Genomic DNA, 23,172 nt, shown 5'->3' on the forward strand with positions numbered 1-23,172 from the left:
CCCTCCCGACATCGCCAACGCGCCCTCCGGGGGAGGTCGGGAGCGGCCCGGCGGACCGCCGGGCGGGCGGTTGGTGAGGGGAGAGCCTCAATCCCGGCCTTGATCCTCCTGGCTCCCTCTCGCATCCTCCCCCCATGACCCCCGACGCCCTCATCGCCGCCCTCGATCTCCAGCCGCATCCCGAAGGGGGCCATTACCGCGAGACCTGGCGGGCGCCGGCCGAACCCGGCCAAAGGCCCTCCGGCACGGCGATCCTGTTCCTCTTGAAGGCCGGGGAGCGCTCGCATTGGCACCGTGTCGATTCGACCGAGATCTGGCTCTGGCATGCCGGCAGCCCGCTGATCCTCTCGACCAGCGAAACTGACCACGGCCCCGCCACCGACCGCCTCCTCGGCCCCGCGATCCCGGACCAGCAGCCGCAGCTCATCGTGCCGCCGCATCACTGGCAGGCCGCGCGCTCGACGGGGGACTATACCCTTGTTTCCTGCACCGTTTCGCCCGGTTTCGACTTCGCCGGCTTCACCCTCGCGCCCCCGGATTTCGACATCCCGCGAGAGAGTTGAATTTTCTGCACGATCCCCCCTTGCACCCATCCGACGCATTCGCTAAATCCGCCCCACGTTGACCACCGAAGCGCGGAGAGGTGCCGGAGCGGTCGAACGGGGCGGTCTCGAAAACCGTTGTGGGTGAGAGCCCACCCAGGGTTCGAATCCCTGTCTCTCCGCCATCAACTCCCTGAATTTCAGCAGCGCCGATGTCCCGTCTTGCCAGTGCCAAGCCGGTTCTTGGACGTCGACGGGTCTTGCGTCGCTGATCCTTGCTGGCGAGCGGTGGTTCTGTCACGACACGACACCGATCTGCGGGATTCACAGGCCACGGCACCGGGGGCGACGATTGGCCTGGGATGTCCGGCGTTGACCGCGTCTTTCACGATCTATCCGTGCCGACACAGGCGTCACCATGGCGGGGTGAGCCAGTCGCGCATCGACGACGACCGGTCCTCGGAGATGACACAGCCCTCCGCGATTGTGATTGGGGGCGGGCCAAGCCAGCGGGGCCCGGGCCGTATGGTCAGCGGCGCCGGTGAATTCCTTCCCGAAGGCCGGGTCCAGTCTACGAAGAGCGGGTAGGCCTGCCCGCGTACGATCAGCCGTTTCTCAAGTCAGGTGACGCCGCTCGACCGTCCACGTGTCGTCGGTGGCGCATGATTCTCCTGTGGTTCGGTAGTCCGTCAGACCTGGACAAGACCGTCGATCCAAGCAGTGTATCGACCGGGACCGAGCCGTCGCCCTGAGGGCATGGCCTGTCGGCAGCGATCAGGCTACAGTCGGCGCGAATTCGCGACGATCCCGGACCCATGATGTTCCTCTCGGCCTTTATGACGCCCATTGGCGATGCTGGCTTTCCAGATTGCAGGGCGCCCAAACGATGAGTGCCGACGCCATATTGGAGCGTCTGGGGAAGGGACTGCGCGATGCGCCCTGCTTCGGGCCGGACGGTGATCTCGTACTGATGAACTTGGTGCTGCGCGACGGGTATGCCGGCGCAGGCAAGGCATCCTGCGCTGTTTCACTTGCACCTGCGGGCCAAGGATTCGCGCTGGATTTCGATAGTGCGATCAACGCTTTCCCTGAAGCCCACTATCACCAGATCGGGCTGCGCACGGCGCGTGTGAGGGTCACGCTGGCGGCAGGCGACGCGACGTTGGACCTGCGCCGGGTACAGCCGGACGGACAGAGCGAAAGACTCGGCACGGCGGACGGGCAGGGGGGCTGCAGCCTCGGACTGACGGTGGATCTGCAGGAGGGTAGCGGCAGGCTCGTGGTTCTGTTGCACCTCAGCCCGGACGCGCAGCTTCTCGAGGCCTGTTGGGAGACCCCGTTCCACGGCCCTGCGACGCCGCTGGGGATCTCGATCACGACCTACAACAAGCCCGAATACCTCGCCGAGACGCTGGCAGGGCTGCGTGCCAGCCCACCGGCGAAGGCCGGGCTCTTCGACCTTCTTGTCGTGAACAACGGAGATCCCGTCGCGGCGCCTGGCGCGACCGAGGTGATGCGCGACAATATCGGCGGCACCGGCGGCTTCCTGACGGCTTTCGCGCATTTCCGCGCCGCCGGGCATCGTCACTTTGTCATCATGGACGATGATATCGTGCTGGGACCGGACCTGCCGCAGCGCCTCTACGCGCTGCATTGCCTCTCGGAGGGCCAACATATCGGCACCTTGGCCGAGATCCTGAACACACCTGCGCGCAGGATCAAGGAACAGGGCGCCGATGTCGACCGGGATCGCGTGCTGGGCCTCAATCTGCACAATGAGGACCTGTTGCTTGACGGCGCGGACAGGGGCCAGCTCTATGCGCCTCGGCTGGTGGATTACAGCGGCTGGTGGACGCTGATGGTCGACATCGATGCCGCCGGGCCCCTGCCGCCGGAATCCCTGTTCATCAAGCGTGACGACATCTCCTTCGGGTTGGAGAGCGGGGCCGCGGGATGCCCCACCCTGGTCCCGCCGCATCTTCACCTTGCCCATTCCGAGGTCGGCAACCCGATCTACCTGTATTTCGACATCCGCAATGACCTGATCATGCGGGCACAGTCGGATTTGCCGCTGGAGATCTCGTCCGGCTCGCTTCGTCAGATCGCGCAGAATGCCCTCGTCCGGCTGCAGATCGACCGGCAGATCATGGGGATCCGGGCGATGCGGGACTTCATGAAAGGACCGGAGCATATCGCGGCGCTGAAGCCTGCGGAGGTGCTGAAAGAGCTGCGGTCCCTCGTCTCGAAGGGCGAGGTCATCGACGAGGGCATGACGCGCTATCCGGTCGGCTCGCTTCCCTTCCGACCCAGCTCGGCGCGGGATTTCCTGCGGCTGGAAAGCTGGGCCCGAGCGGATGGCCCCGATCCGATCATCGACGATCCGCAGCATTACCTCGGCACCCGCCGCCGCTATCTGGAGGAAATCCCGGGCACTGGCCGCGTGGTCCTGCGTCAGCGGACATGGAAAGGGTTCGGGCTGTATCTGGTGTCGTTGTTGCTGATCGCCATGCTGCAACTCCGGCTGAATGGCCTGCGGCGGGCCTACCGGGCCAGCCGGGACCGGGGACAGGCCTGACAGCACCGTGCCGGCGAGGTCGTGCCCCTGACATGAAAACACCCGCGACGCTTTGGCAAAGTCGGTGCCAAAGGCGTCACGGGCGCCCGTCTCGACCCGCTGGGGTCGGTAAGGTCATTCCATCTCGATCGTTCCGGGCGGCTTCGAGGTGCAGTCGTAGAACACGCGGTTGACCCCGTGCACCTCGTTGATGATCCGCGTCGAGGTCTCGCCGAGGAACTCATGGGTGAAGGGATAGTAATCCGCCGTCATGCCGTCGACCGAGGTCACGGCCCGCAGCGCCAGCGCGTAATCATAGGTCCGGCCGTCGCCCATCACACCCACGGTGCGCACGGGCAGGATCGCGGCAAAGGCCTGCCAGATCTCGTCGTAGAGACCGTGCTTGCGGATCTGGTCGATGTAGATCGCATCGGCCTTGCGCAGGATGTCCAGCTTCTCGCGGGTGATCTCGCCGGGGCAGCGGATCGCCAGACCCGGCCCGGGGAAGGGGTGGCGGCCGATGAACGAGGCGGGCAGGCCCAGCTCGTGACCCAGCGCGCGGACCTCGTCCTTGAACAGCTCGCGCAGCGGCTCGACCAGTTTGAGGCCCATCTTCTCCGGCAGGCCACCCACGTTGTGGTGCGACTTGATGGTGACCGAGGGGCCGCCCGAGAAGCTCACGGATTCAATGACATCCGGGTACAGAGTACCCTGCGCGAGGAACTCGGCACCCTCGATCTGGTCGGCGTATTTCTGGAACACGTCGATGAACAGCTTGCCGATCGTCTTGCGCTTGACCTCGGGGTCCGAGACGCCTTCCAGCGCGCCGAGGAACAGGTCGCTCTCATCGGCATGGATCAGGTTGAGGTTGTAGTTCTCGCGGAACATCTTCACCACCTGCTCGGCCTCGTTGAGGCGGAGAAGGCCGTGGTCCACGAACACACAGGTCAGCTGATCGCCGATCGCCTCGTGCAGCAGGATGCCGGTGACGGAGCTGTCGACGCCCCCCGAGAGGGCACAGATCACCTTCTTGTCGCCGACCTGCGCGCGGATCTTGGCGATCATCTCCTCGCGGTAGGCGCCCATCGTCCAGTCGCCCGAGAAACCGGCGAGCTTGATGAAGTTCTCATAGAGCGTCGCGCCGTTCGGCGTGTGGTGCACTTCCGGGTGGAACTGCACGGCGTAGAAACGACGCGACAGGTCCGCGGTCATCGCGAAGGGCGCGCCCGAGGAGGTGCCGTAGACTTCGAAGCCCGGGGCCAGCTCGGCGACATGGTCGCCATGGCTCATCCAGACCTGCTCACGGCCCGAGGGATCCATGAACCAGCCGTTGAACAGGTCGGTCTTCAGATCCGTCGGCTTCACATAGGCGCGGCCGAATTCAGCGGTGTGGCTCTGGCCCGCTTCGACGCGGCCGCCCAGATCCTGCATCATGACCTGCTGGCCATAGCAGATGCCGAGGATGGGCACGCCCATGTCATAGGCGGCTTTCGGCGGACGCGGCGAGCCCTCGCGGGTCACGCTGTCCGGCCCGCCCGAGAAGATGATCGCCTTGGGGGCGAAGTCCTTCAGGAAAGCGTCGGTGACGTTCTGATACGGGTGGATTTCACAGTAGACATTCAGCTCGCGCAGACGACGCGCGATCAGCTGCGTCACCTGGGACCCGAAGTCGATGATGAGAAGGCGGTCGTGGCTAAGCTGTGTCATGCCGTCGCGTAGCGCGCGTCCGGCAGAATCACAAGAGGCTACGCGCGCAGGCCTGTCCTGCAATGGTCGAAGGGCAGGTGGGCGGTGTGACGTGGCGGCGCGAAAGGGCCCTGCGGGGCCGCTTGAGGGCAGCTTCGCGGGGGAATGTCGCCTTTGTGCCGCAAAGGACGTTTCCGACGCATCGACTTTGGGCCCCTCATCCTATCAGCATGAGCCAAGACCGATTTGCCGGGAGCATATGTCATGAGCGAAGTCAGGACCGAGCGTCGTGCGCGAGGAGGCGGCGGTGCCGCGCGCCGGGCGGAACGCACGGCGGTGTCGATGGACACCGCGAAGTTCATCCAGCGCAACATTCCCAACTTCGAGATCCTCAATGACGAGGCCCTCGAGATCATCGAGTACAACGCCGAGACGGTGCTCGAAGAAATCGGCGTCAATTTCGTCGAGAACCCGGCCGCCCTGCAGCGCTGGCGCGATGCCGGGGCTGATGTCACCGGCGAGCGCGTGCGCATTCCCCGGGGTCTGGCGCGCGAGCTGTGCAAGACCGCGCCGTCGCACTTCACCCAGCACGCCCGCAACCCCGCGCGCAACGTCGAGATCGGCGGCAAGAACCTGGTGCTGGCACCGGTCTATGGCCCGCCCTTCGTGCGCGACAACGAGGGCGGTCGCCGCTACGCGACCATGGAAGACTTCCGCAACTTCGTGAAGCTGGGCTACATGTCCAAGTGGCTGCACCACTCGGGCGGCACGGTCTGTGAGCCGACCGATATCGCGGTGAACAAGCGTCACCTCGACATGCTGCAGGCCCATATGGTCCTTTCCGACAAGCCCTATATGGGGTCGGTGACGGAGCCGGTGCGCGCCGAGGATTCGGTGAAGATGTCGAAGATCCTGTTCGGTGACGATTTCGTCGAACAGAACACGGTGATGACCTCGCTCATCAACATCAACTCGCCGCTGACCTTCGACAACGTCATGATGGGCGCGCTTGAGGTCTATGCCAAGCATAACCAGGCCGCGATCATCTCGCCCTTCATCGTCGGCGGCGCCATGGCGCCGGTGACGGTCGCGGGCACCCTGACCCAGGTTCTGGCCGAGGTTCTGGCAGGCGTGGCCTACAGCCAGCTGATCCGCAAGGGCGCGCCGGTGATCTTCGGGGCGTTCGTGACCTCGATCGACATGAACTCGGGCGCCCCGACTTTCGGTACGCCGGAAGCCGCGCATATCACCTATGGCGCGGGCCAGCTCGCCCGCCGCATGGGTCTGCCCTACCGGTCGGGCGGCTCGTTCTGCGGCTCGAAACTGCCGGACGCGCAATCGGCCTACGAGACCGCGAACACGCTGAACATGGCGCTGCTGGCGGGCGTGAACTTCATGCTGCACTCCTGCGGCTGGCTCGAGGGTGGCCTCGTGTCGAGCTACGAGAAATTCGTGCTCGACGCCGACCAGCTCGGCACGCTGCACCATATCGCCAAGGGCGTCTCGATGGATGAGAACGGTCAGGCGATGGACGCGCTGCGCGAAGTCGGCCCGGGGGGGCACTTCCTCGGCTGCCAGCACACGCAGGACAACTTCAAGACGGCGTTCTGGCGCTCGGACGTGCTGGATTACAAGCCGTTCGAAACCTGGGAAGACGAAGGCGCGCGCGATTCCGCAACGCTGGCCAATGTCCGCGTGAAGAAGCTGCTGGGCGATTTCCAGGCCCCGGCGCTGGATCCCGGCATTGCCGAGGCGCTGCAGGCCTATGTCGACCAGCGCAAGGCCTCCGAGCCCGACGCCTTCGGTTAAGCGCAACGCCCGTAGGGTGGGGTTTCACCCCACCTTTCGCGACCCAAGAAAAACGGCCCGTGGCTTGCGCCCGGGCCGTTCTTCATTCCCGCCAAGCCGCCTCAGCGCACCGATTTCAGCCGCGTCATCAGCTCGCCGATCTGCGCCACATCGGCATTGGCATAGGCGATGCGCATCTCGCGCTGGCCCGCCGCATCGCCCTCGGGGCGGAACATCGTGCCGGGCAGCATCAGCACACCGACCTCGGCCAGCAGCCGCTTCGCCACCTCGGGCGAGGCCTCGGGGAAGGGGTGGCGGGCATAGGCGAAATAGGCGCCGCAGCCCAGCAGCTCCCAGCCCTCGACCGCGCCGAACCCATTCAGCATCGCCGCGCGCCGCTTCAGGATCTCGGCTCGCTCACCGGCCAGCCAGTCCTCCAGATTCTCCAACCCCCAAAGCGCCGCCATCTGGCCGGGCCCGGAGACGCAGATCGTCACCGTGTCGAGGAACTTCTCGATCTCGGCCAGCCGCGCGGGCGAGGCCGCGATGGCGCCCACCCGGTGCCCGGTCAGCCGGTAGGCCTTCGAGAACGAATAAAGATGGATGAAGCTCTCATCCCAATCCGGGTTCTGGAACAGCCCATGCGGCGCACCGTCCTGGGTGTGGAAATCGCGATAGGTCTCGTCGACGATGAGCGCGATCTTGTGGCGGGTGCAGAGCTCGGCGAAGGCCGCCAGCAGCTCGGGCGTGTATTCCACCCCGCCGGGATTGTTCGGCGTGACCAGCGTGATCGCCTTGGTGCGCGGCGTGATCAATGCCTCGGCCTGTTCCAGATCCGGCTGCAGCCCGGCGCCCGTGGGCAGAGGCACGGCCTTTACGCCGGTCATCGACAGCCACATGACATGGTTGAAATACCACGGCGTCGGCAGGATCACCTCGTCGCCCGGACCGGCCAGCGTGGCGATGACGGCGCAGAAGGCCTGATTGCAGCCCGAGGTCAGCGCGACCTGTTTCGGCGCAACCGTCCCCTGATACAGCGCGGCAATGCGCGCGGCGAGGCGTTCCCGAAGCGGGCCGTTGCCAAGGACGGGCGAGTAAAGATGGATATCCGGGTCCTGCTCGACCGCGCGGGCCATGGCGGCGCGCATGGGCGCGGGGGGCGGGTCGACAGGCGCGGCCTGCGAGAGGTTCATCAACGAGACGCCCTCGGGCAGGGTGGTCTCGGTCAGCCAACGGCGCGCTTCCATGACGGGGGGCGCGAAGGTGGCGGCAAAGGCGGGGTTCAGAAGTAGGGTCATGTCGGGCTCGCGTTGGTCGCGGCCAGACTGCCGCAAGGCCGGGACGCCCGCAAGCGGTCAGGCTCAGGGCCGCAGCGCCCGCAGCCCGCCCAACAGACCCAGAGTGCCCAGTACCATGCCCAACCAGAGCGGCCCGCCCTCCAGCACCACAGCCGCCAGCCCCCAGAGCCCGAGCACCGCGCAGCCGATCCCCGCCGGGCGCGCCAGCATCGCTCGGTTTCGGGCCATCCATCCCATCATGAACAGCGTCAACGGGATCGCGCCCAGCACATTGCTGGCAGCCCGGTTGCCTATCCATCCCGCCGCCGGCTCCGCGACAAGCGGACCGAGCATCAGCACCACGGCCGCAACCGCACTCAACACGATCAGCACGGCCCAGAGGAGCCGCTCCAAAGCGCCGGGCGACGGGGCAGGGCGCAGGTCTTTCGATTTCACCATCTCCAGCGTGGCGCCGATCGACAGGGCGGTGAACACGACCCCCAGAACCCAGGGCAGGCCCCCCGGCGTCCCCCAATCGCGATGGGCATTCATCAGCAGCAACATCGGCGCAAGGCCCGTCGCCACGATCCCCAATCCGAAGCGCACCCGCGCGGGCGAAGGGCGGCGCATCACCGTGATCAGCACGACCCCCGCTGCCAACCCCGCCGCGCCTGCCAGCCGCATCACCAGCGCCGGCGCCTCGATCCCGAGGGAGCCGGGCAGGGCCACACCCCAGACCAGCGCCCCCAGAAAGCCCGCCGCCGCGGCCATCGCCATCACCCGGCGCGTCCGGCGGGACTGCCCGGCCATGGGGGCGGCGAACATCCTCAACAAGACAAAGGACAGGGCCAGCCAAAGGGCAACGGCAAGGAGCAGAAGAATGAGCGCCACGAAAGGATCCACCGGGAAATGTCGGCGCACGCTAGGCGGCACTGCCGGCCGGCGCAAGGCTTGCGAAAACGGGCGCAACGTCGCATCAGGGGCCCAGCCCAAGGAACAGATGCCATGACCCCTGCCGCCCGCGACGCCGCTGCCATCCTCTTGCTCGACCAATGGCTCTCGGGCCAACCCGTCGAGGCCGCGCTCACGCAATGGGGCCGCGCCAGTCGTTTCGCAGGCTCTGGCGACCGCGAGGCCGTCCGCGATCTGGTGTTCCAGGCCGTTCGTCAACGCCGCTCGGCCGCCGCGCTCGGTGGCAGCGAGACTGGCCGCGGCCTTATGCTGGGCCTTGCGCGCAAGGCGGGCACCAAGCCTGCGTGGACCGGCGAAGGCCATGCCCCCGCCGCCCTGACGCTTGAGGAAGCCGCCCTCTTCGACACGGACGCGCCCGCTTTGCCCGAGGCCGTGGCCCTCGACTGTCCGGACTGGTTGTTGCCCCGTTTTCACGCCGCCCTTCAGGATCGCGCGGCGCCGGTGCTGACGCTGATGCAGGACCGCGCGCCGATCTTCCTGCGGGTCAACACTGCGCGCGCGACACCGGCAAAGGTGATGGCCGAGCTGGCCAAGGACGGCATCGAGGCCCGCCCGCATCCGCTGGCCGCCACGGCGCTGGAGGTCGTGGCCAACCCCCGCCGCCTGCGCAACAGCGCCGCGCTGGCCGAGGGGCGGATCGAGATGCAGGATGCCGCCAGCCAAGCCATCGCGCTCGACTTCGTGCAGGCCGCGCCCAAGGGGCCGGTGCTGGATTATTGCGCGGGCGGTGGCGGCAAGTCGCTGGCCTTGGCCGCCGAGGGGCTGAGCGTCAGCGCCCATGACATCGACCCGCGCCGCATGTCCGATCTGCCCGCCCGTGCCAAGCGTGCGGGCGCTTGGGTCACCGTGCTGGACGGCGCGCCGAAGGGCCTATGGTCCGCGATCCTCGCCGATGCGCCCTGTTCCGGCTCAGGCAGCTGGCGCCGCGCGCCCGAGGCGAAATGGGCCTTCACCGAAGCGCGTCTGACCGAGCTGAACGCGATCCAGGATCAGATCCTGTCGCATTGCGCCGCGCTGACGGCGCCGGGCGGGGTGCTGGGCTACGCGACCTGCTCCCTCCTGCCCGAGGAGAACGGCCAGCGAATCGAGGCCTTCCTTGTCGCGCATCCCGGCTTCCGGCTGCTGTCCGAGCGCAGCCTGACGCCGCTCGACGGCGGTGACGGCTTCTATCTGGCCCTTCTGCAACGCGATTGAGAGCCCGGCGCGAAGCGCAGGCTTGCGGGAACAACCTGGGGTGGTATGGTTAAGTCGTTAACATCGGTTTAACTTGTTCACCAGTACACCGGGATCATGACCCTTCAGGCCCGCCAGAACACGCTCGACGATCTGCCTGACACCCTGTCCGGCGAGGCTGTCCGGCGCGGCACCTTGGTCGATACCTCCAGCGCCGAACGCCCGATGGCGGATATCCCGATGCCCGGTGCGCCCGCGACTCGTGAACACGGCGGGGGCGGCCTCAACCTTCTGGAGCCGTTGCGGAAACTCGCGCCGGGTGGGCGTTGGATGGCGTTCGGCAGCGTCGTCATGGCCGCGCTGGCGGTCGGCCTGTCGATGAACGATTTCTCGGCCGCCGGGCTGGTCGCCGCCACTTCGGCCGCGACCTTGGGCCTGTTGGCCGCGGGCTCGGCGCTCGCCGCTGCTGCCGCCGCCCGCCAGCTCGTCGCCGTCAGCGAGGCCTTGGCGCTGTCGATCGCCGAGGACCCGGACCCCGTCTCGGTCACCTATGCCGACGGCAGCCCCTGCGCTGCCAACGCCGCCGCCGCCGACGAGGCCGATCCCGCCGCGCGGCTGGCCAATTGGGTGGTGGACAGCGGGCATCTTGTGCAGACGCTGCTGATCGAGGTGCTGCGCCGCGGCTCGGCCACGCGGGAGTTCTGGCGTCAGGACAGGGGGTTGCGGGTCTCTGTTCACGGGGCAGGGGGCGACGCGGACCTGCGGATCTGGCACTTCTCGACGCTGATGCGCGGCGGCGGTCGGGGGCTCGACGCGCTCGGCATGCCGGTGCTGACCCGCGATGGCGAGATCGTGCGCCTCAACGCTTTGGCACGCGACCAGCTGGCGCAGGCCAAGGGCGCCGAACAGACGATCCTCTCCACCGTGCAGCGTGCCCTGCGCGACGGGATGGTCCCGCCGATTCCGGTCACGCTGCCCGATGGCCAATCGGTCGAGGCCCTGCCGGTCCATGCCCGTGACGGCTTGGTCGATGTCATTCTGCTGCCCGCGCGCACGACGGCGCAGGAACCTGTCGTTGCGCCGCCCAGCTCGGTGTTCGAGGAAATCCCGGTCGCTCTGGTGCAGATCTCGCCCGAGGGTCAGGTCGAGGAAACCAACCGCTCCGCCCGCGCGCTTCTGGGTCTTGCCGTCGGCGAGCCGCGGCATTTCTGGGAAGTGGTCGAGGGGCTGGGCCGCCCGGTCTCGGACTGGCTGGACGATGCGCGCGCCGGTCGGGCTTTGGGCCGGCCCGAGGTCTTGCGCGCGGTGCTAACCGGGCAGGAAACCTTCGTGCAGATCATCCTGCGCCGGGCCCATGGTGCGGGGGCCGAAGGCTCGTTGGTGGCCATCGTCTCGGACGCGACCGAGCTGAAGTCGCTGGAAGCCCGCTTCGTGCAAAGCCAGAAGATGCAGGCGATCGGCCAGCTGGCCGGCGGGATCGCGCATGATTTCAACAACCTGCTGACCGCTATTTCCGGCCATTGCGACCTGCTGCTGCTGAACCGCGACCGTTTCGATCCTGACTACAGCGACCTGTTGCAGATCCACCAGAACGCCAACCGCGCCGCCGCCTTGGTGCGTCAGCTGCTGGCCTTCTCGCGCAAGCAGACCCTCAAGCCCGAGGTCCTCTCGGTCGAAAGCCTGCTGGAGGAACTGACCCATCTGCTCACGCGCCTCGTTGGCGAACGCATCACACTGGCGCTGTCGCACGACCCCGAGGTACGCAACATCCGCGCCGACCGTCGGCAGCTGGAACAGGTGCTGATGAACCTCGTTGTGAATGCCCGCGACGCCATGCCGATGGGCGGCACGATCCGGATCGAGACCGAAGCGCGGCACCTGACGGACGGCCATGAACATGGTCGCGCGCGCCTGCCGGCCGGGGATTACGCGCTGATCCGCGTCGTCGATCAGGGGATCGGCATCCCGCGCGATATCATCGACAAGATCTTCGAACCCTTCTTCACCACCAAGAAGGTGGGCGAGGGCACCGGGCTGGGCCTCTCCACCGCTTACGGCATCGTCAAGCAGATGGGCGGCTACATCTTCGCCGACTCGGTCGAGGGGGCGGGGACCACCTTCACCCTCTATTTCGCAGCCGAAACCGCTGAACCCGAAGTCCGCCTTGATCCGCCGCGCAAGACCTTGCCGCCGATGCCCGCGCCCGAGCCCGAGGTGACGGAGGACGCGGTCCTTGTCGAGCCTGCGGCCCCGGCGACGCCCGCCGCCACGCCGGAGCCGGGCCCCCAAGGTGCCTCGGTCCTGCTGGTCGAGGACGAAGCCCCGGTGCGCGCCTTCGCCGCCCGCGCGCTGCGTCTTCAGGGCTATCAGGTGTTCGAGGCACAGGATGGCGAGCAGGCGCTCGATTTCCTGAAGGATTCTGAGATCGGCATCGACCTCTTCGTAACCGACGTCATCATGCCCGGCGTTGATGGCCCGAATTGGGTCGCCGAGGCGCTGATCGACCGGCCCGGCACGCCGGTGGTCTTTGTCTCGGGCTATACCGAGGACACGCTCAGCGCCGCGATGCGCCGCATCCCGCATTCGGTATTCTTGGGCAAACCCTTCTCTCTCAAGGATCTGAGCGAGACGATCGCGCGGCAACTGGACCAGACCGGGGTCGCCCACCGGCGTTGAGCCGTCGCCCCCGGTGCTTGCAACGCGGGTCCGGCCTGTTAGGAAGGAAGCGATTTCGTCCAGCCTGGAACCACGCCCGTGACCGATACGCTCGCCGCTCAGATCCGCCATACCATCGACACCAAGACCAAGCCCCTCGGCGCGCTGGGGCGTATCGAGACGCTGGCCGAGCAGATCGCGCTCTTGCAAGGGACCGTGGCCCCGGTGATGACCGAGTGCACGCTGACGATCATGGCCGGCGACCACGGCATCGCCCATTCCGGCGTCTCGGCCTTCCCGCAGGTGGTGACGGGCCAGATGGTGTTGAATTTCCTCGCCGATGGGGCTGCCGCCAACGTCTTCGCCAAGGTCAACAACGTCGCGCTGCAGGTCGTCGATACGGGCGTCGCGGGTGACAGGATCGACCATCCGAAGCTGATCGACCGCCGCATCGCGCCCGGCACCGCGAACTTCCTTGAGGGTCCGGCGATGACGGCCGAGCAGGCGCAACAAGCGCTGGACAATGGCGCCGCGCTGGCCTCGGCGGCCAAGGGGCAGGCGCTGGCCTTTGGCGAGATGGGCATCGCCAACACCGCCACCGCCGCCGCGCTGGCGCATAAGCTGACCGGCCTGCCGCTGGCGGATCTGGTCGGGCGGGGCACGGGCCTCGACGACGCCGGCTTGAACCACAAGATGACCATCCTGACCCAAGCTGTTGCGCGCACGGGTGATCTGACGCCGGCGCAGGCGATGGTGGAATACGGCGGGTTCGAGATTGTCACCATGGCCGGGGCGATGCTGCAGACCGCGCGGGAAAACCGCGTGGGGATCGTTGATGGCTTCATCGCCACCTCGGCCGCGCTTCTGGCGTCGAAGCTGGAGCCCGAGAGCCGCCGTGCCATGGTCTTCGCGCATAAGTCGCACGAATCCGGTCACCGCGCGGTGCTGGGTTACATGGAGGCGGACCCGCTTTTGGAGCTGGACATGCGTCTGGGTGAAGGCACCGGGGCGCTGCTGGCCTGGCCGCTGCTCAAGGCCGCCTGCGCGATGATGACCGACATGGCCAGCTTCGAATCCGCCGGCGTGACCAACCGCGACGACTGAGCGGATGAAGGTCAACACCCTCCGGGGCGCCCGCGCGGCACTGGCCTTCCTGACCCGGATCCCGGCCGGCCCGCTGGAGGCCGAGGATTTCGCCCGCGCGCCCGGCTGGTTCGCCTTGATCGGTCTGTTGATCGGCACGCTCTGCGCCGGGGTCTGGGTGCTGGCCGCCTGGGCTTGGACGCCCGTTCTAGCCGCTTTGGCCGCCGTCACGCTGGGCCTGTTCCTGACGGGCGGGCTGCATGAGGACGGTTTGGCCGACACGTTCGACGGCCTCGGCTCGGGCCGCCCGACCGAGCGCGCGCTGGAGATCATGCGCGACAGCCGGATTGGCAGCTTCGGCGCCATCGCCCTCGGCATCGCCTTGGCGGCACGGGTGGCGGGGCTTGCGGCGTTGGGTGGCTTGGCGCCCGTGGCGCTGATCGCCGGGCAGGGGCTCAGCCGCGCGGGCATGGCAGTGATGCTGCGCAAGGGGCCGTATCTGCGCCCCTCAGGTGCGGGGACCGGGATGACCGGCCCGATGGGCGCGGAACGCTGGGCGCTGATCGCGGCGATGGCCTTGGCCGGGGCGCTGACGCTCTGGGCGGCGGGCTGGGCGTTGATCGGCGGGCTGATCGGCCTCGTCGTGGCGCAATGGGCGGTGCGCGGCTGGGCGATGCGACGCCTTCACGGGATCACCGGTGACATCCTCGGGGCGTCACAGATTGCGGGCGACCTCGGGTTCCTGTTAGGGGTGCTGGCATGTCTTTGATCCTCCTGCGCCACACCCGCCCCGATGTCGACGAGGGCATCTGCTACGGTCGCACCGACCTGTCGCTGTGCGATGATTTCGACGCCGAGGTCGAGAGGATCGACGCGGAACTCCCTGACTTCACGACGATCATCGCCTCGCCACTGTCGCGCTGCCTTCGACTGGCGCGGGCCTTGGGCGAGCGGCGCGAGATCGAGGTGACGGTCGACACCCGGGTCATCGAGATGAATTTCGGTCGCTGGGAACGCATGCCGTGGGAGATCATCCCGCGCGATCAGCTGGACGCCTGGCGCGACAATTTCCTCGGCGCGGCCCCGCACGGCGGCGAGTCGGTCAAGCAATTGGCGACGCGCGTGCAGGCGGCTTTGGCCGAGGTCGCGCGCGGGCCGGTGCCGGCGCTGGTGGTGACGCATGCGGGCGTGATCAAGGCCGCGCTCTCGGCGGTGGGCGAGGCCGATGCCTGGAACGCCAAGACCGAGTTCGGGCATTGGCGGAGGATCACATGGCCCGCGCTGTGACGCTGGTCCTCGGCGGCGCGCGCTCGGGCAAGAGCGGGCTGGCCGAGCGCGTCACCCTCGCCGCCGGGGCGCGGCCCGTCTACATCGCCACGGCGCAGGCTTGGGATGACGAGATGCGCGAGCGGATCGCCTTGCACCGCGCGCAACGCGACGGTCTGGGCTGGGAAACACGCGAGGCACCGTTGGATCTGGTCGGGTGTCTGGCGGCTGTTCCCGTCGACCAGCCGGTGCTGATCGATTGTCTGACCTTGTGGCTGACCAATCACTTGCTGGCCGAACATGATCTGGACGCTAAAGCGCAGGCGCTGCTGGACGCCCTCAGGGACCGGCAAGGCGTGACGGTTCTCGTCGCCAACGAGGTGGGTCTTGGGATCGTGCCGGACAATGCCTTGGCCCGCCGGTTCCGGGATGCGGCGGGGCGGCTCAACCAACAGGTTGCGGCTGTTGCGGACACGGTGGCCTTCACCGCGGCGGGGCTGCCGATGGTTCTGAAGGGGCAATTGCCCCCGCTGTGACGTCGCGCGCCCCTTGACGGCGAGGGGCCCGGTCGTGATCCATGCCTCAGGACGCAGGCGAAAGGACCGGCCATGAGCGACGAGACCATCGAGACGATCACCGATTACGGCTGGCTGCCGTCTGAGATCCGCGATTTCATTGCCCGCACCGAGGCCGCCTATCCGCCCGATGCGGTGAATTTCTCGGTCGCCCAGCAGCGCGAGTTCTACAACAAGCTCTGCGCCGATTTCGATGGCCCGCATCCTGAAGGGCTGACCGCCGAAGACGAGACCATCGCCGGCGTCCCGTGCCGCCGCTATACGCCGACCGCGCCGAAAGGGGGCGTCACCGGGATTTATTTCCACGGCGGCGGCTTCGTCGTCGGGGGCCTTGAGAGCCACGACGCCATCGTCGCGGAACTGGCCGAACAGGCGCAGCTGACGATGATCGCCGTCGACTACCGGCTGGTGCCGGAACATCGCCACCCGGCGGCCTATGACGATTGCCTCGCCGTGGTCGATGCGGTGCCGGGGCCGAAGGTGCTGGCAGGCGACAGTGCCGGGGGGACGCTCGCGGCTTCGGTCAGCGCGCATCGGCCGGGGCTGGCCGGGCAGGTGCTGATCTATCCGGGGCTGGGCGGGCATGACATGCCCTCGTTCACGCGCCACGCCAAGGCACCGATGCTCAGCGCCGAGGAAGTGCTGTATTATGAGACGGTGCGCTACTCGGATGGCGTGCCGGTGGGCGACGTGACCGCGCGTCCGCTCGATGCCGAGGACTACGACGCGCTGCCGCCGACCGCGATCTTCACGGCCGAGGCGGATCCGTTGGCCTCGGGCGGGGTGGAATATGCCGCGCGTCTGGCCGAGGCCGGGATCGAGGTCTCGCTGACCGAAGAGCCGGGGCTGGTGCATGGCTACCTTCGCGCGCGACACATGTCGCCCGGCGCCAAGGACAGCTTCGACCGCATCGCGCAGGCCTTGGCGGATTTCGCTGCGGCAGCCATAGACGGCTAAGGAAAAGGGGCCCCGCGGGGCCCCTTTTGCATCATCGGAATCGGCGCAGCGATCAGTAGCGGATCACGGCCTCGAAGGTCTCGGGCAGCTGAACCTCGGGGTTCAGGATGTCGACCAGCTGGAAGGTATACGAGGCCGAGGTGCCATCTTCCGAGATCTCGCCATTGGTCGAGACGATCTCGGCGCCGGCAAGGCGGATGGTGAAGCTGTGGCCCTCCAGCATCGGGCGCATCATCTGCGCCATCTGCGGGTCGTTGCGCATCTCTTCGGTGTCGGCGCCCATCTGGCCGACCGGGAACACGACGCGCACGGTGCCATCGCCCAGATCGGTCGCGGTCGGGGTGGGTTCGCCCGGCTCGCCCTCGAAGACCTCGGCGAAGCTGCCCGAGGTCATCACGTCGCAGCGGGCCTCGGTATCGGTGGTGGTCAGCGTGCCGCCTTCATCGGCCGGGCAGAAGGCTTCGCCGCCGCCCATCATGTCCAGCATCTGGCGCTGCACGATCATGTGGCCGTTGACGGTGGCCTGATCGGCGCCTTCGATGGTGGCGGTCATGTCGACATCAATACAGCCCGACAGGGCGAGGGCGCCGGCGAGGGCTGCCGCGTGAATCATGCGCATGGAAATCTCCCTTAGCGAAACAACTTGGGCGCAGCCTAGCCGCGCGGGCCGGACGGTGCCAGTGGCATTAGGTCGCCTGAGGGAGGCCCGGCGTTCAATTGCCGGTCAACGAAAAAGGGCCCCGCGACGGGGGCCCTTTCGATTAGCCGGCGGTGCAATGGCCGCCTGTGGGCGCCGCCCCCGATCCCAGCGCCACCGGGGCGGGGAAGTCGAACGGGTCGGGCAATCCGGTGGCGGCGCTGTCCCAGACCAGCAGGCCAGCGACGGCCACGAGGGCGATCAGCGAAACGAGGGGGCGGCTCATGCGGTCACCGCCTTCCGGGCCGGGATCAGCACCAGCGGGCGCAGTTTCAGCCCCAGCATCGAGCCCACAAAGGCCGCCACGAACCAAGCCCAGCCATGCAGCGAGCCGGTGGAGATGCCGCTGAAGAAGGCCCCGACGTTGCACCCCAGCGCCACGCGGCTGGAATAGCCCAGCACGAGGCCCGCGATCAGCACCAGCACCCAGCCCTGCAGCGCCAGCGGGGCCACCGGGGCGCCCGGCGCCTTGCGGCCGCGCATCACGAGGAAGGCGCCAAGGATCAGGCCGATGTCGGTGAGCGAGGTGTTGTCGGTGAGGATCGGCGCGTTGAGCTGCGCGGCGTTGGTTGTCGTGGCCCAATAGGCGGTGGTCGACAGGTCAGCGCCCATCGCGGTGGCGACTTTCGCGCCCCACAGGCCCAGACCGTAGACGATGCCCCAAGGCTGGCCCGCGACGACGAGGTTGCCGATGGCCAGCACGGCCAGCAGGGCGGCAGCGGCGATCAGGCGCGGCGCGGGGATGCGCTTGCCCTTGGCCGAGGTGACGGCGACCACGGCCGCGAAGACCGCCAGCGCGCCCAGCGTCAGCCAGAGGCCGGGAATGCCGCCGCCTGCCAGCGATTGCGCCGAGATCAGCGGGGCCTGACCCAGACCGGCCCAGAAATCCGCGTTCAGCGTGCCGAGGAAGGCGCCGCCGACAAAGCCCACCAGCGCAACGAGGCCGATGAGGTTGCCAGAGCCCGCGTTGACCAAGGTGCCCGAGCCACAGCCCATGACCGCCTGCATCGCCGCGCCGAAGACGAAGGCGCCGAGGATCATGCCGATGCCGATGGGCGCATGGGCAGGGGCCAGTTCCAGCGGGTTCGCGGCCAGAAGCGGGAAGGCGACGGCGGCGGTCAGCGCAATGGCGAGGATCTGCGCGATCAGGCCACGACCGTCACGCTCGACGATCATCATCCGCCAGGGGCCGGCGAAGCCGAAGCGCAGGCCCTCCAGCACCAGCCCGAAGCCGATGCCGATGGCCAGCAGCAGCCCCGACCGCGGGCCGGCAGCAACCGCCACCGCGCCCACGGCGAGAAGGGCGAGGACGCCCAGTCCAAGTCGACGCAGCAGCATCAGAACAGCTCCGAGACCCAGTTGGTGGTCGAACGCCACAGGTATTGCAGGCGGTTCGGCGCATGGTCGAGCGGGTGCTCGCCATCGGCATATTCCGCCATGCTCTCTGCATAGAGGCGCACGTCCTCATAGCCGCCGAGTTCGCTCAGCGCGAACCAGTTGATCGCGGCCCAATGGCCGGTGTTGCAGAAGCTGACGGTGGTGGTGCCCCCGGTGAAGCCATCCTCGGCGGCGATGCGGCGGATGTCCTCGGCGCCGACCATGCGGGTGCCGTCGAAGAAATCGGAATACTCGAGGTTGTCGGCGCCCTGAATGGTGCCGGGGCTGGCGACCGACCAGGTCAGGCCTTCGAAGAAGCCCTCGGGGCGGGCGTCCAGCAGCGTGGCGCTGCCGGTTTCGGCCATCTCCAGCACCTCGTCGGTGGTGGCGCGCCAGTCGTCATGCCACTCGCCCTGATAGTCGGAGGGGAAGAACGAGGCCTCTTCGGTCGAGACCGGCAGACCGGCTTCCTGCCAGGCGGTCAGACCGCCGTTCAGCAGCGCCAGATCCTCGATCCCCATCGAGCGCAGGGTCCAGTAGACGCGCGCGGCGGCCCCCATGTCGGTGGCATCGCGGCCGGCATGGACGACGACGGTCGGCGTATCGGTGTCGATGCCCAGCTCCTGCACGACGGTCGTCAGGTGGCCAAGGTCGCGCAGCGCGCCAGGGTTCGGCATGTCCGAGCGCCACGAGGCATAGGGCGACCAGCCGGAACCGGGGATATGGCCCTCGGTGTATTCGCCGGTGATCTGCACGACGCGGATATCCTCGCCGTATTCTTCCAGCAGCGCGTTCAGCTGCGCGGGTTCCAGCAGCGGCGACCAGCCCTCCGGCGTGGCGATGGCCGAGAGGGGCGACAGCGTGGTGACCAGCGCGGCGGTGAGAGCGAGACGTTTCATCGCGTGACTCCGTGAATTCCGTGTTTGAGCGGGATGTGGCAGGCCGGGCAGGGCGCGGCAAGGGGCGAACCCCGCGCGTGTGGGGGCAGGGGCGGAACGCTGTTTTCGGTGCGGGCAGGGCAGCGGAACGCCGGTCCTGCCGTCCCGCAGGCAGGGGGACGGCATCGGCACCGGGGGCAAAGGGGCAGAGGATATGTCTTATTTCGCCCGTTCAACGTTCCCGGGCGCAGGGGGCGGTCAGCCGGGCAAGGTCAGGATGATCGGCTTGCCCTTGGTGGCGACGATCGTGTGCTCGTACTGCACGGCCGGGGCGGGCGGTTCTGCCAGAAGGGTCCAGCCGTCGTCGGCCTCCTCGGCCCAGAGGGCACCGAGTGAAAGGAAGGGCTCGACCGTCAGCACCAGCCCGTCCTGAATGCGCCGCCGTTCTGAGCGGACGGGCCAGGTCGGGATCTCGCCGGGTTCCTCGTGCAGGGAATGGCCGATGCCGTGGCTGGCGAGGTTGCGCACCAAGGTATAGCCGCGCTGGTCGGCGAAGCGGCCGATGGCCTGCCCGATGCCCCCCAGCGGCTTGCCGGCACCGACCTGCGCGATGCCGATCTGCATGGCCTTCTTGCCGTCCTTACACAGCCGGTCCAGCTGCGGACGGACCGGCCCCACACGGAAGGTCGCGCCGGTGTCCGAGAAATACCCGCCCTTCGAGGCCGAGACGTCGATGTTCACCAGATCGCCCGCACGGATCACCCGGTCGCCGGGGATGCCATGGGCGATGACCTCGTTGACCGAGATGCAGGTCGCGCCGGGGAAGCCGTATTCGCCTTCCGGGGCCGAGACCGCTTCGGCCTCGTCAAGGCATTGGCGGCCGATCGCGTCCAGCTCGGCGGTGGTCATGCCGGGCTCGATGGCGGCGCCCATGCGCTGCAACGTGTTGGCGACGATGCGGCCAATCACGCGCATGCCGTCCAGCTCGTGTTCCTGAGTGATGGTCATCGTTCGTCTTATCCGGTGATCTGTTCGCGCAGGATCGAGGCGGTCATCGAGATCAGCAGGTAGATCCCCGCGAAGATCAGGAAGGCCAGCGCCGTATCCTCGATGGCGCGGGGATAGGTGGGCTCGTCCGGGGCCACGGGGCTGACGCCCAAGGAAAGGTAGCGCACCTGCCGGTTGGCCTCGATCCGGGCGGATTCGAGCTGCTGCATGGCCTGCGCCAGCAACATCTGCCGCGTCGCCACATCGCTTTCGGCCATCACCTGCTCTCGTTGCAGGCGGGCGATGGAGGGCGCGTTGTCGCCGCCCTGCGTCAGGCTGGCCCGCAAATCGGCGATCTGGCGCTCCAATGTCGACACGCGGCGTTCGGCCTGTTCCAGACGGGCCGGATTGGGCCGCGGGTTCGCGCGCAGGTCGCCCAGCGACAGCCGCTCCTGATTGAGCTGGGTGTCGAGATTGGTGATCTGCTGCGTCAGCAGCGTGACCTCCACCTCGGACGAGAGCATCTGGAAGCGTTCCTGCAGCTCCAGCACCCGCAACTGCGCCTCGTTCATGCGCTGTTCGGCCGTATCGACCGAGGCTTGGGCATCGCTCAACTGGTTCTCACGCAGGCGCTGGGTCAGGTTGTCGACCTGTTCCTCGGCATAGCTGATCAGCGCACGGGCATAGCGTTCCGAAGTTTCGGGATCGGCCGCGATGACCTCCATGCGGATGATGCCCTCGGTCGGATCGAAGCTGACCTGCACCATGTCGTTGTAGAGGCGGTAGGCGGCTTCATCCGTGGCGTCGGCGGGCAGGCGGCGGATCGGGTCGATCTCTTCGCGCTGGAAATAGGCTTTGAAGCCTTCCTCGGCATCGAGCCGTCGCATCGCGTCGCGCGATTGCAGATAGCTTTGGACGGTGATCGAATCCTGATTGGAACCCATGGCCGAGCCGCTGAACAGCCCCGACAAGGCACCGGCAGCACTGCCGCCCGAGTTGCTGTCGGCCTGCTGGATCACGAATTCCGAATTGGTCGCGTAAAGGGGGGTGGCGACGAAGAAGAAATACCACGCGGCGATCAAGGTTGGCAGGGTGACGAAGACCCCCAGCCGCGCCATCAGCAGCAGCATCCGGCGGCGACGGCGCTTGCGGATGTCCTTCTGGATGCGCGAGACCTCGGCCTTGCGTTGCTTCAGCGCGGGGTTCGCCTCGGGCATCGCGGGGGGCGGGGCTTCGCGGTAGGCCTTGGGCAGTTGTGGCTGTTCGGTCGTGGTCAGCGCGCGGCTTTTGGAGCCCTCTTCCTTGACGATGTCCAGAAGGGTCGAACGCTCGAACGGGTCGATGCCCTGCTTGCGCAGCATCCGCACGGCTTCCAGACCGGAGCTGGCCTTGATGCCGTTGCGCTGAGCGACCCGCATGGCCATGCGCAGCTGGCGACCGGTCAGTTCCTCGTCGGATTGCGTCTCGCCGGTGACGGCGGGGGCGGTCTGCGGGGCCGGGGCCGGCACGGAACTGGCGGGCGTGCGTGCGGTTTGGCTCTCGGGGGCGCTGCGGGCGGGGCGAGGCGCCGGGGCCTCGGCTGCCGGACGCGGCGCGCGTTGTTGTGGCGCGTCGGTCTCTTCGTCGAACAGGGCGTCGCGCGGAGCGGCGGCGCTGCGGTTTGTGGCCTGCGCCGAGGGGCGGGCGCTTTCCGGGCGCGCGGCGGCGGGCGTTTGCGCCGTCTCGGGCGTGCTGGCTCCGGCGCCGGTGGACGCGTTGCGTTGCGGGGCCACGCTGGTGCGCAGGCCGCCGGTCGTCTCCTCGCCCAGCCGCAGCCGGAAGCGCCTAGCTTTGGGTGTCGTAGTCATAGAGGGCTTTTGCTTCTTCCAGCGTGTCAAAGAAAGACAATTTTCCGTCGCGCAACACGGCGGCCGATTGGCAGTACTTCTCCAAGGTCTCGGCCTGGTGCGACACGATCAGCACCGTCGCATTCTCCAGCCGTTCCTTCAGGATCGCGCCCGCGCGCTTGTTGAATTTCACATCCGTCGTCGCGGGCATCCCCTCGTCAACGAGGTAGAGGTCGAACTCAATGGCCAGCATCAGCGCGAAGGCAAAGCGCGAGCGCATGCCCTGGCTATAGGTACCGACCGCCATGTCGAAGTAATCGCCGATGTCGCACAGCCAGCGGCAAAACGCCTCCACCTCGTCGGGATCGAGCTGGTAGAGCCGGGCGATATAGCGCGCGTTCTCGGTGGCGGTATGGCGGTGGTTGATGCCGCCCATGAAGCCCAGCGGGAAGGACACGCGGCAATCGCGGGTGATGCGGCCGTCGTCAGGTTTCTCCAACCCGGCCATCATGTTGATGATCGTCGTCTTGCCGGTGCCGTTCGGGGCCAGAATGCCGACAGAATGGCCCAACTCCACGCGGAACGATGCCTCGTGCAGGATGACCTTGCGACTTTTGCCGGTCCAGAAGGACTTGCTGACGTTGTAGAACTCCAGCATCGATGCGCCTCGATTGCCCGCCCCGTTTTCGGTCCACCGACGGCGGCACACGGGTTCTGCGGGCTGTTCTTGCGGCCCAACGGGGCCGGGATCCGGTCCCGAGTATGCCGCAAAGCCCCGGCCCACGGTAGTGAAAACTGCGTGTAGAAATGGTTGACGGGACCGCAACAGAGGGGCCACGCCCTTTACATCCGCGACCGGAGCGCCGACATCCGGGGGCA

General features: G+C 67.6%; 20 protein-coding genes and 1 tRNA gene. 11 read left to right on the forward strand and 10 right to left on the reverse strand.

Features of this window, described 5'->3' with window-relative positions:
* The first annotated feature begins 134 nt into the window (after positions 1-134).
* The 3 genes from BCY78_RS15635 (at position 135) to BCY78_RS15645 (ending at position 3,117) form a co-directional block, all read left to right on the forward strand.
* Positions 135-563, forward strand: a complete 429-nt coding sequence (locus tag BCY78_RS15635; protein ID WP_068303814.1) for a cupin domain-containing protein — start codon at positions 135-137, stop codon at positions 561-563.
* 74 nt (positions 564-637) lie between these two features.
* Positions 638-727: transfer RNA gene (locus tag BCY78_RS15640), tRNA-Ser, on the forward strand.
* 701 nt (positions 728-1,428) lie between these two features.
* On the forward strand, positions 1,429-3,117 hold the full coding sequence (locus BCY78_RS15645) for a glycosyltransferase family 2 protein (RefSeq protein ID WP_139103191.1): 1,689 nt from the start codon (positions 1,429-1,431) through the stop codon (positions 3,115-3,117).
* A gap of 114 nt (positions 3,118-3,231) precedes the next feature.
* Here the strand turns inward: BCY78_RS15645 and guaA are convergent, their stop codons facing one another.
* A complete protein-coding gene (gene guaA, locus BCY78_RS15650; RefSeq protein WP_068303818.1) occupies positions 3,232-4,803 on the reverse strand; it encodes a glutamine-hydrolyzing GMP synthase in 1,572 nt (523 codons plus the stop codon).
* Between the two features lie 243 nt (positions 4,804-5,046).
* Here guaA and BCY78_RS15655 point away from each other — a divergent pair, with 243 nt between their 5' ends.
* Positions 5,047-6,591, forward strand: a complete 1,545-nt coding sequence (locus tag BCY78_RS15655) for a trimethylamine methyltransferase family protein (protein ID WP_068303819.1) — start codon at positions 5,047-5,049, stop codon at positions 6,589-6,591.
* A 101-nt stretch (positions 6,592-6,692) separates the two neighbouring features.
* Here BCY78_RS15655 and BCY78_RS15660 read toward each other — a convergent pair whose 3' ends face one another.
* Positions 6,693-7,868, reverse strand: a complete 1,176-nt coding sequence (locus BCY78_RS15660; RefSeq protein WP_068303821.1) for an aminotransferase — start codon at positions 7,866-7,868, stop codon at positions 6,693-6,695.
* Positions 7,869-7,931: 63 nt separating this feature from the next.
* The gene (locus BCY78_RS15665; RefSeq protein WP_068303823.1) at positions 7,932-8,738 is read right to left on the reverse strand and encodes a hypothetical protein; all 807 of its coding nucleotides are present in this window, start codon (positions 8,736-8,738) and stop codon (positions 7,932-7,934) included.
* 114 nt (positions 8,739-8,852) lie between these two features.
* On the opposite strand from BCY78_RS15665, the gene BCY78_RS15670 reads away from it, so the two are divergent.
* The 7 genes from BCY78_RS15670 (at position 8,853) to BCY78_RS15700 (ending at position 16,528) form a co-directional block, all read left to right on the forward strand.
* Positions 8,853-10,013, forward strand: a complete 1,161-nt coding sequence (locus BCY78_RS15670) for an RsmB/NOP family class I SAM-dependent RNA methyltransferase (RefSeq protein WP_068303825.1) — start codon at positions 8,853-8,855, stop codon at positions 10,011-10,013.
* Between the two features lie 96 nt (positions 10,014-10,109).
* Positions 10,110-12,668 carry an ATP-binding protein gene (locus BCY78_RS15675; protein ID WP_068303827.1) on the forward strand — a complete coding sequence of 853 codons (2,559 nt, stop codon included), beginning with the start codon at positions 10,110-10,112 and terminating at the stop codon, positions 12,666-12,668.
* A gap of 78 nt (positions 12,669-12,746) precedes the next feature.
* On the forward strand, positions 12,747-13,751 hold the full coding sequence (gene cobT / locus BCY78_RS15680) for a nicotinate-nucleotide--dimethylbenzimidazole phosphoribosyltransferase (protein ID WP_068303829.1): 1,005 nt from the start codon (positions 12,747-12,749) through the stop codon (positions 13,749-13,751).
* Between the two features lie 4 nt (positions 13,752-13,755).
* Positions 13,756-14,499 carry an adenosylcobinamide-GDP ribazoletransferase gene (gene cobS, locus BCY78_RS15685; protein ID WP_068303831.1) on the forward strand — a complete coding sequence of 248 codons (744 nt, stop codon included), beginning with the start codon at positions 13,756-13,758 and terminating at the stop codon, positions 14,497-14,499.
* Positions 14,490-15,017: an alpha-ribazole phosphatase family protein gene (cobC, locus tag BCY78_RS15690; protein WP_068303833.1), complete on the forward strand. Its 528-nt coding sequence runs from the start codon at positions 14,490-14,492 to the stop codon at positions 15,015-15,017. Before cobS ends, cobC begins: the two co-directional genes overlap by 10 nt.
* Positions 15,002-15,532, forward strand: a complete 531-nt coding sequence (cobU, locus tag BCY78_RS15695; RefSeq protein WP_068303835.1) for a bifunctional adenosylcobinamide kinase/adenosylcobinamide-phosphate guanylyltransferase — start codon at positions 15,002-15,004, stop codon at positions 15,530-15,532. The genes cobC and cobU overlap by 16 nt, the downstream gene beginning before the upstream one ends.
* Positions 15,533-15,604: 72 nt before the next feature.
* A complete protein-coding gene (locus BCY78_RS15700; RefSeq protein WP_068303837.1) occupies positions 15,605-16,528 on the forward strand; it encodes an alpha/beta hydrolase fold domain-containing protein in 924 nt (307 codons plus the stop codon).
* Between the two features lie 52 nt (positions 16,529-16,580).
* Here BCY78_RS15700 and BCY78_RS15705 read toward each other — a convergent pair whose 3' ends face one another.
* The 7 genes from BCY78_RS15705 to BCY78_RS15730 all read right to left on the reverse strand — a co-directional run bounded on the left by BCY78_RS15705 (position 16,581) and on the right by BCY78_RS15730 (position 22,951).
* Positions 16,581-17,147 carry a hypothetical protein gene (locus BCY78_RS15705; protein WP_068303839.1) on the reverse strand — a complete coding sequence of 189 codons (567 nt, stop codon included), beginning with the start codon at positions 17,145-17,147 and terminating at the stop codon, positions 16,581-16,583.
* A gap of 142 nt (positions 17,148-17,289) precedes the next feature.
* On the reverse strand, positions 17,290-17,451 hold the full coding sequence (locus tag BCY78_RS25870) for a hypothetical protein (RefSeq protein ID WP_199523170.1): 162 nt from the start codon (positions 17,449-17,451) through the stop codon (positions 17,290-17,292).
* On the reverse strand, positions 17,448-18,563 hold the full coding sequence (locus BCY78_RS15710; RefSeq protein WP_068303841.1) for a YeeE/YedE family protein: 1,116 nt from the start codon (positions 18,561-18,563) through the stop codon (positions 17,448-17,450). Before BCY78_RS15710 ends, BCY78_RS25870 begins: the two co-directional genes overlap by 4 nt.
* A complete protein-coding gene (locus BCY78_RS15715) occupies positions 18,563-19,501 on the reverse strand; it encodes a sulfurtransferase (protein ID WP_068303843.1) in 939 nt (312 codons plus the stop codon). The genes BCY78_RS15710 and BCY78_RS15715 overlap by 1 nt, the downstream gene beginning before the upstream one ends.
* A 237-nt stretch (positions 19,502-19,738) precedes the next feature.
* Positions 19,739-20,488 carry a type I methionyl aminopeptidase gene (map, locus tag BCY78_RS15720; RefSeq protein ID WP_068303845.1) on the reverse strand — a complete coding sequence of 250 codons (750 nt, stop codon included), beginning with the start codon at positions 20,486-20,488 and terminating at the stop codon, positions 19,739-19,741.
* A gap of 8 nt (positions 20,489-20,496) precedes the next feature.
* A complete protein-coding gene (locus BCY78_RS15725) occupies positions 20,497-22,314 on the reverse strand; it encodes a hypothetical protein (protein ID WP_068303847.1) in 1,818 nt (605 codons plus the stop codon).
* On the reverse strand, positions 22,292-22,951 hold the full coding sequence (locus BCY78_RS15730; protein ID WP_068303849.1) for an ABC transporter ATP-binding protein: 660 nt from the start codon (positions 22,949-22,951) through the stop codon (positions 22,292-22,294). Before BCY78_RS15730 ends, BCY78_RS15725 begins: the two co-directional genes overlap by 23 nt.
* Positions 22,952-23,172: the final 221 nt, after the last annotated feature.

This window comes from Pararhodobacter sp. CCB-MM2, from assembly GCF_001691415.1.
Taxonomy (GTDB): Bacteria; Pseudomonadota; Alphaproteobacteria; order Rhodobacterales; family Rhodobacteraceae; genus Pararhodobacter.

Excerpts from the sequence above, each read along its gene's own strand:
- BCY78_RS15635 (WP_068303814.1), top strand. The coding sequence starts at position 135 with ATGACCCCCGACGCCCTCATCGCCGCCCTCGATCTCCAGCCGCATCCC.
- BCY78_RS15645 (WP_139103191.1), top strand. The coding sequence starts at position 1,429 with ATGAGTGCCGACGCCATATTGGAGCGTCTGGGGAAGGGACTGCGCGAT.
- guaA (WP_068303818.1), bottom strand. The coding sequence starts at position 4,803 with ATGACACAGCTTAGCCACGACCGCCTTCTCATCATCGACTTCGGGTCC.
- BCY78_RS15655 (WP_068303819.1), top strand. The coding sequence starts at position 5,047 with ATGAGCGAAGTCAGGACCGAGCGTCGTGCGCGAGGAGGCGGCGGTGCC.
- BCY78_RS15660 (WP_068303821.1), bottom strand. The coding sequence starts at position 7,868 with ATGACCCTACTTCTGAACCCCGCCTTTGCCGCCACCTTCGCGCCCCCC.
- BCY78_RS15670 (WP_068303825.1), top strand. The coding sequence starts at position 8,853 with ATGACCCCTGCCGCCCGCGACGCCGCTGCCATCCTCTTGCTCGACCAA.
- BCY78_RS15675 (WP_068303827.1), top strand. The coding sequence starts at position 10,110 with ATGACCCTTCAGGCCCGCCAGAACACGCTCGACGATCTGCCTGACACC.
- cobS (WP_068303831.1), top strand. The coding sequence starts at position 13,756 with ATGAAGGTCAACACCCTCCGGGGCGCCCGCGCGGCACTGGCCTTCCTG.
- cobC (WP_068303833.1), top strand. The coding sequence starts at position 14,490 with ATGTCTTTGATCCTCCTGCGCCACACCCGCCCCGATGTCGACGAGGGC.
- cobU (WP_068303835.1), top strand. The coding sequence starts at position 15,002 with ATGGCCCGCGCTGTGACGCTGGTCCTCGGCGGCGCGCGCTCGGGCAAG.
- BCY78_RS15700 (WP_068303837.1), top strand. The coding sequence starts at position 15,605 with ATGAGCGACGAGACCATCGAGACGATCACCGATTACGGCTGGCTGCCG.
- BCY78_RS15705 (WP_068303839.1), bottom strand. The coding sequence starts at position 17,147 with ATGCGCATGATTCACGCGGCAGCCCTCGCCGGCGCCCTCGCCCTGTCG.
- BCY78_RS25870 (WP_199523170.1), bottom strand. The coding sequence starts at position 17,451 with ATGAGCCGCCCCCTCGTTTCGCTGATCGCCCTCGTGGCCGTCGCTGGC.
- BCY78_RS15710 (WP_068303841.1), bottom strand. The coding sequence starts at position 18,563 with ATGCTGCTGCGTCGACTTGGACTGGGCGTCCTCGCCCTTCTCGCCGTG.
- BCY78_RS15715 (WP_068303843.1), bottom strand. The coding sequence starts at position 19,501 with ATGAAACGTCTCGCTCTCACCGCCGCGCTGGTCACCACGCTGTCGCCC.
- map (WP_068303845.1), bottom strand. The coding sequence starts at position 20,488 with ATGACCATCACTCAGGAACACGAGCTGGACGGCATGCGCGTGATTGGC.
- BCY78_RS15725 (WP_068303847.1), bottom strand. The coding sequence starts at position 22,314 with ATGACTACGACACCCAAAGCTAGGCGCTTCCGGCTGCGGCTGGGCGAG.
- BCY78_RS15730 (WP_068303849.1), bottom strand. The coding sequence starts at position 22,951 with ATGCTGGAGTTCTACAACGTCAGCAAGTCCTTCTGGACCGGCAAAAGT.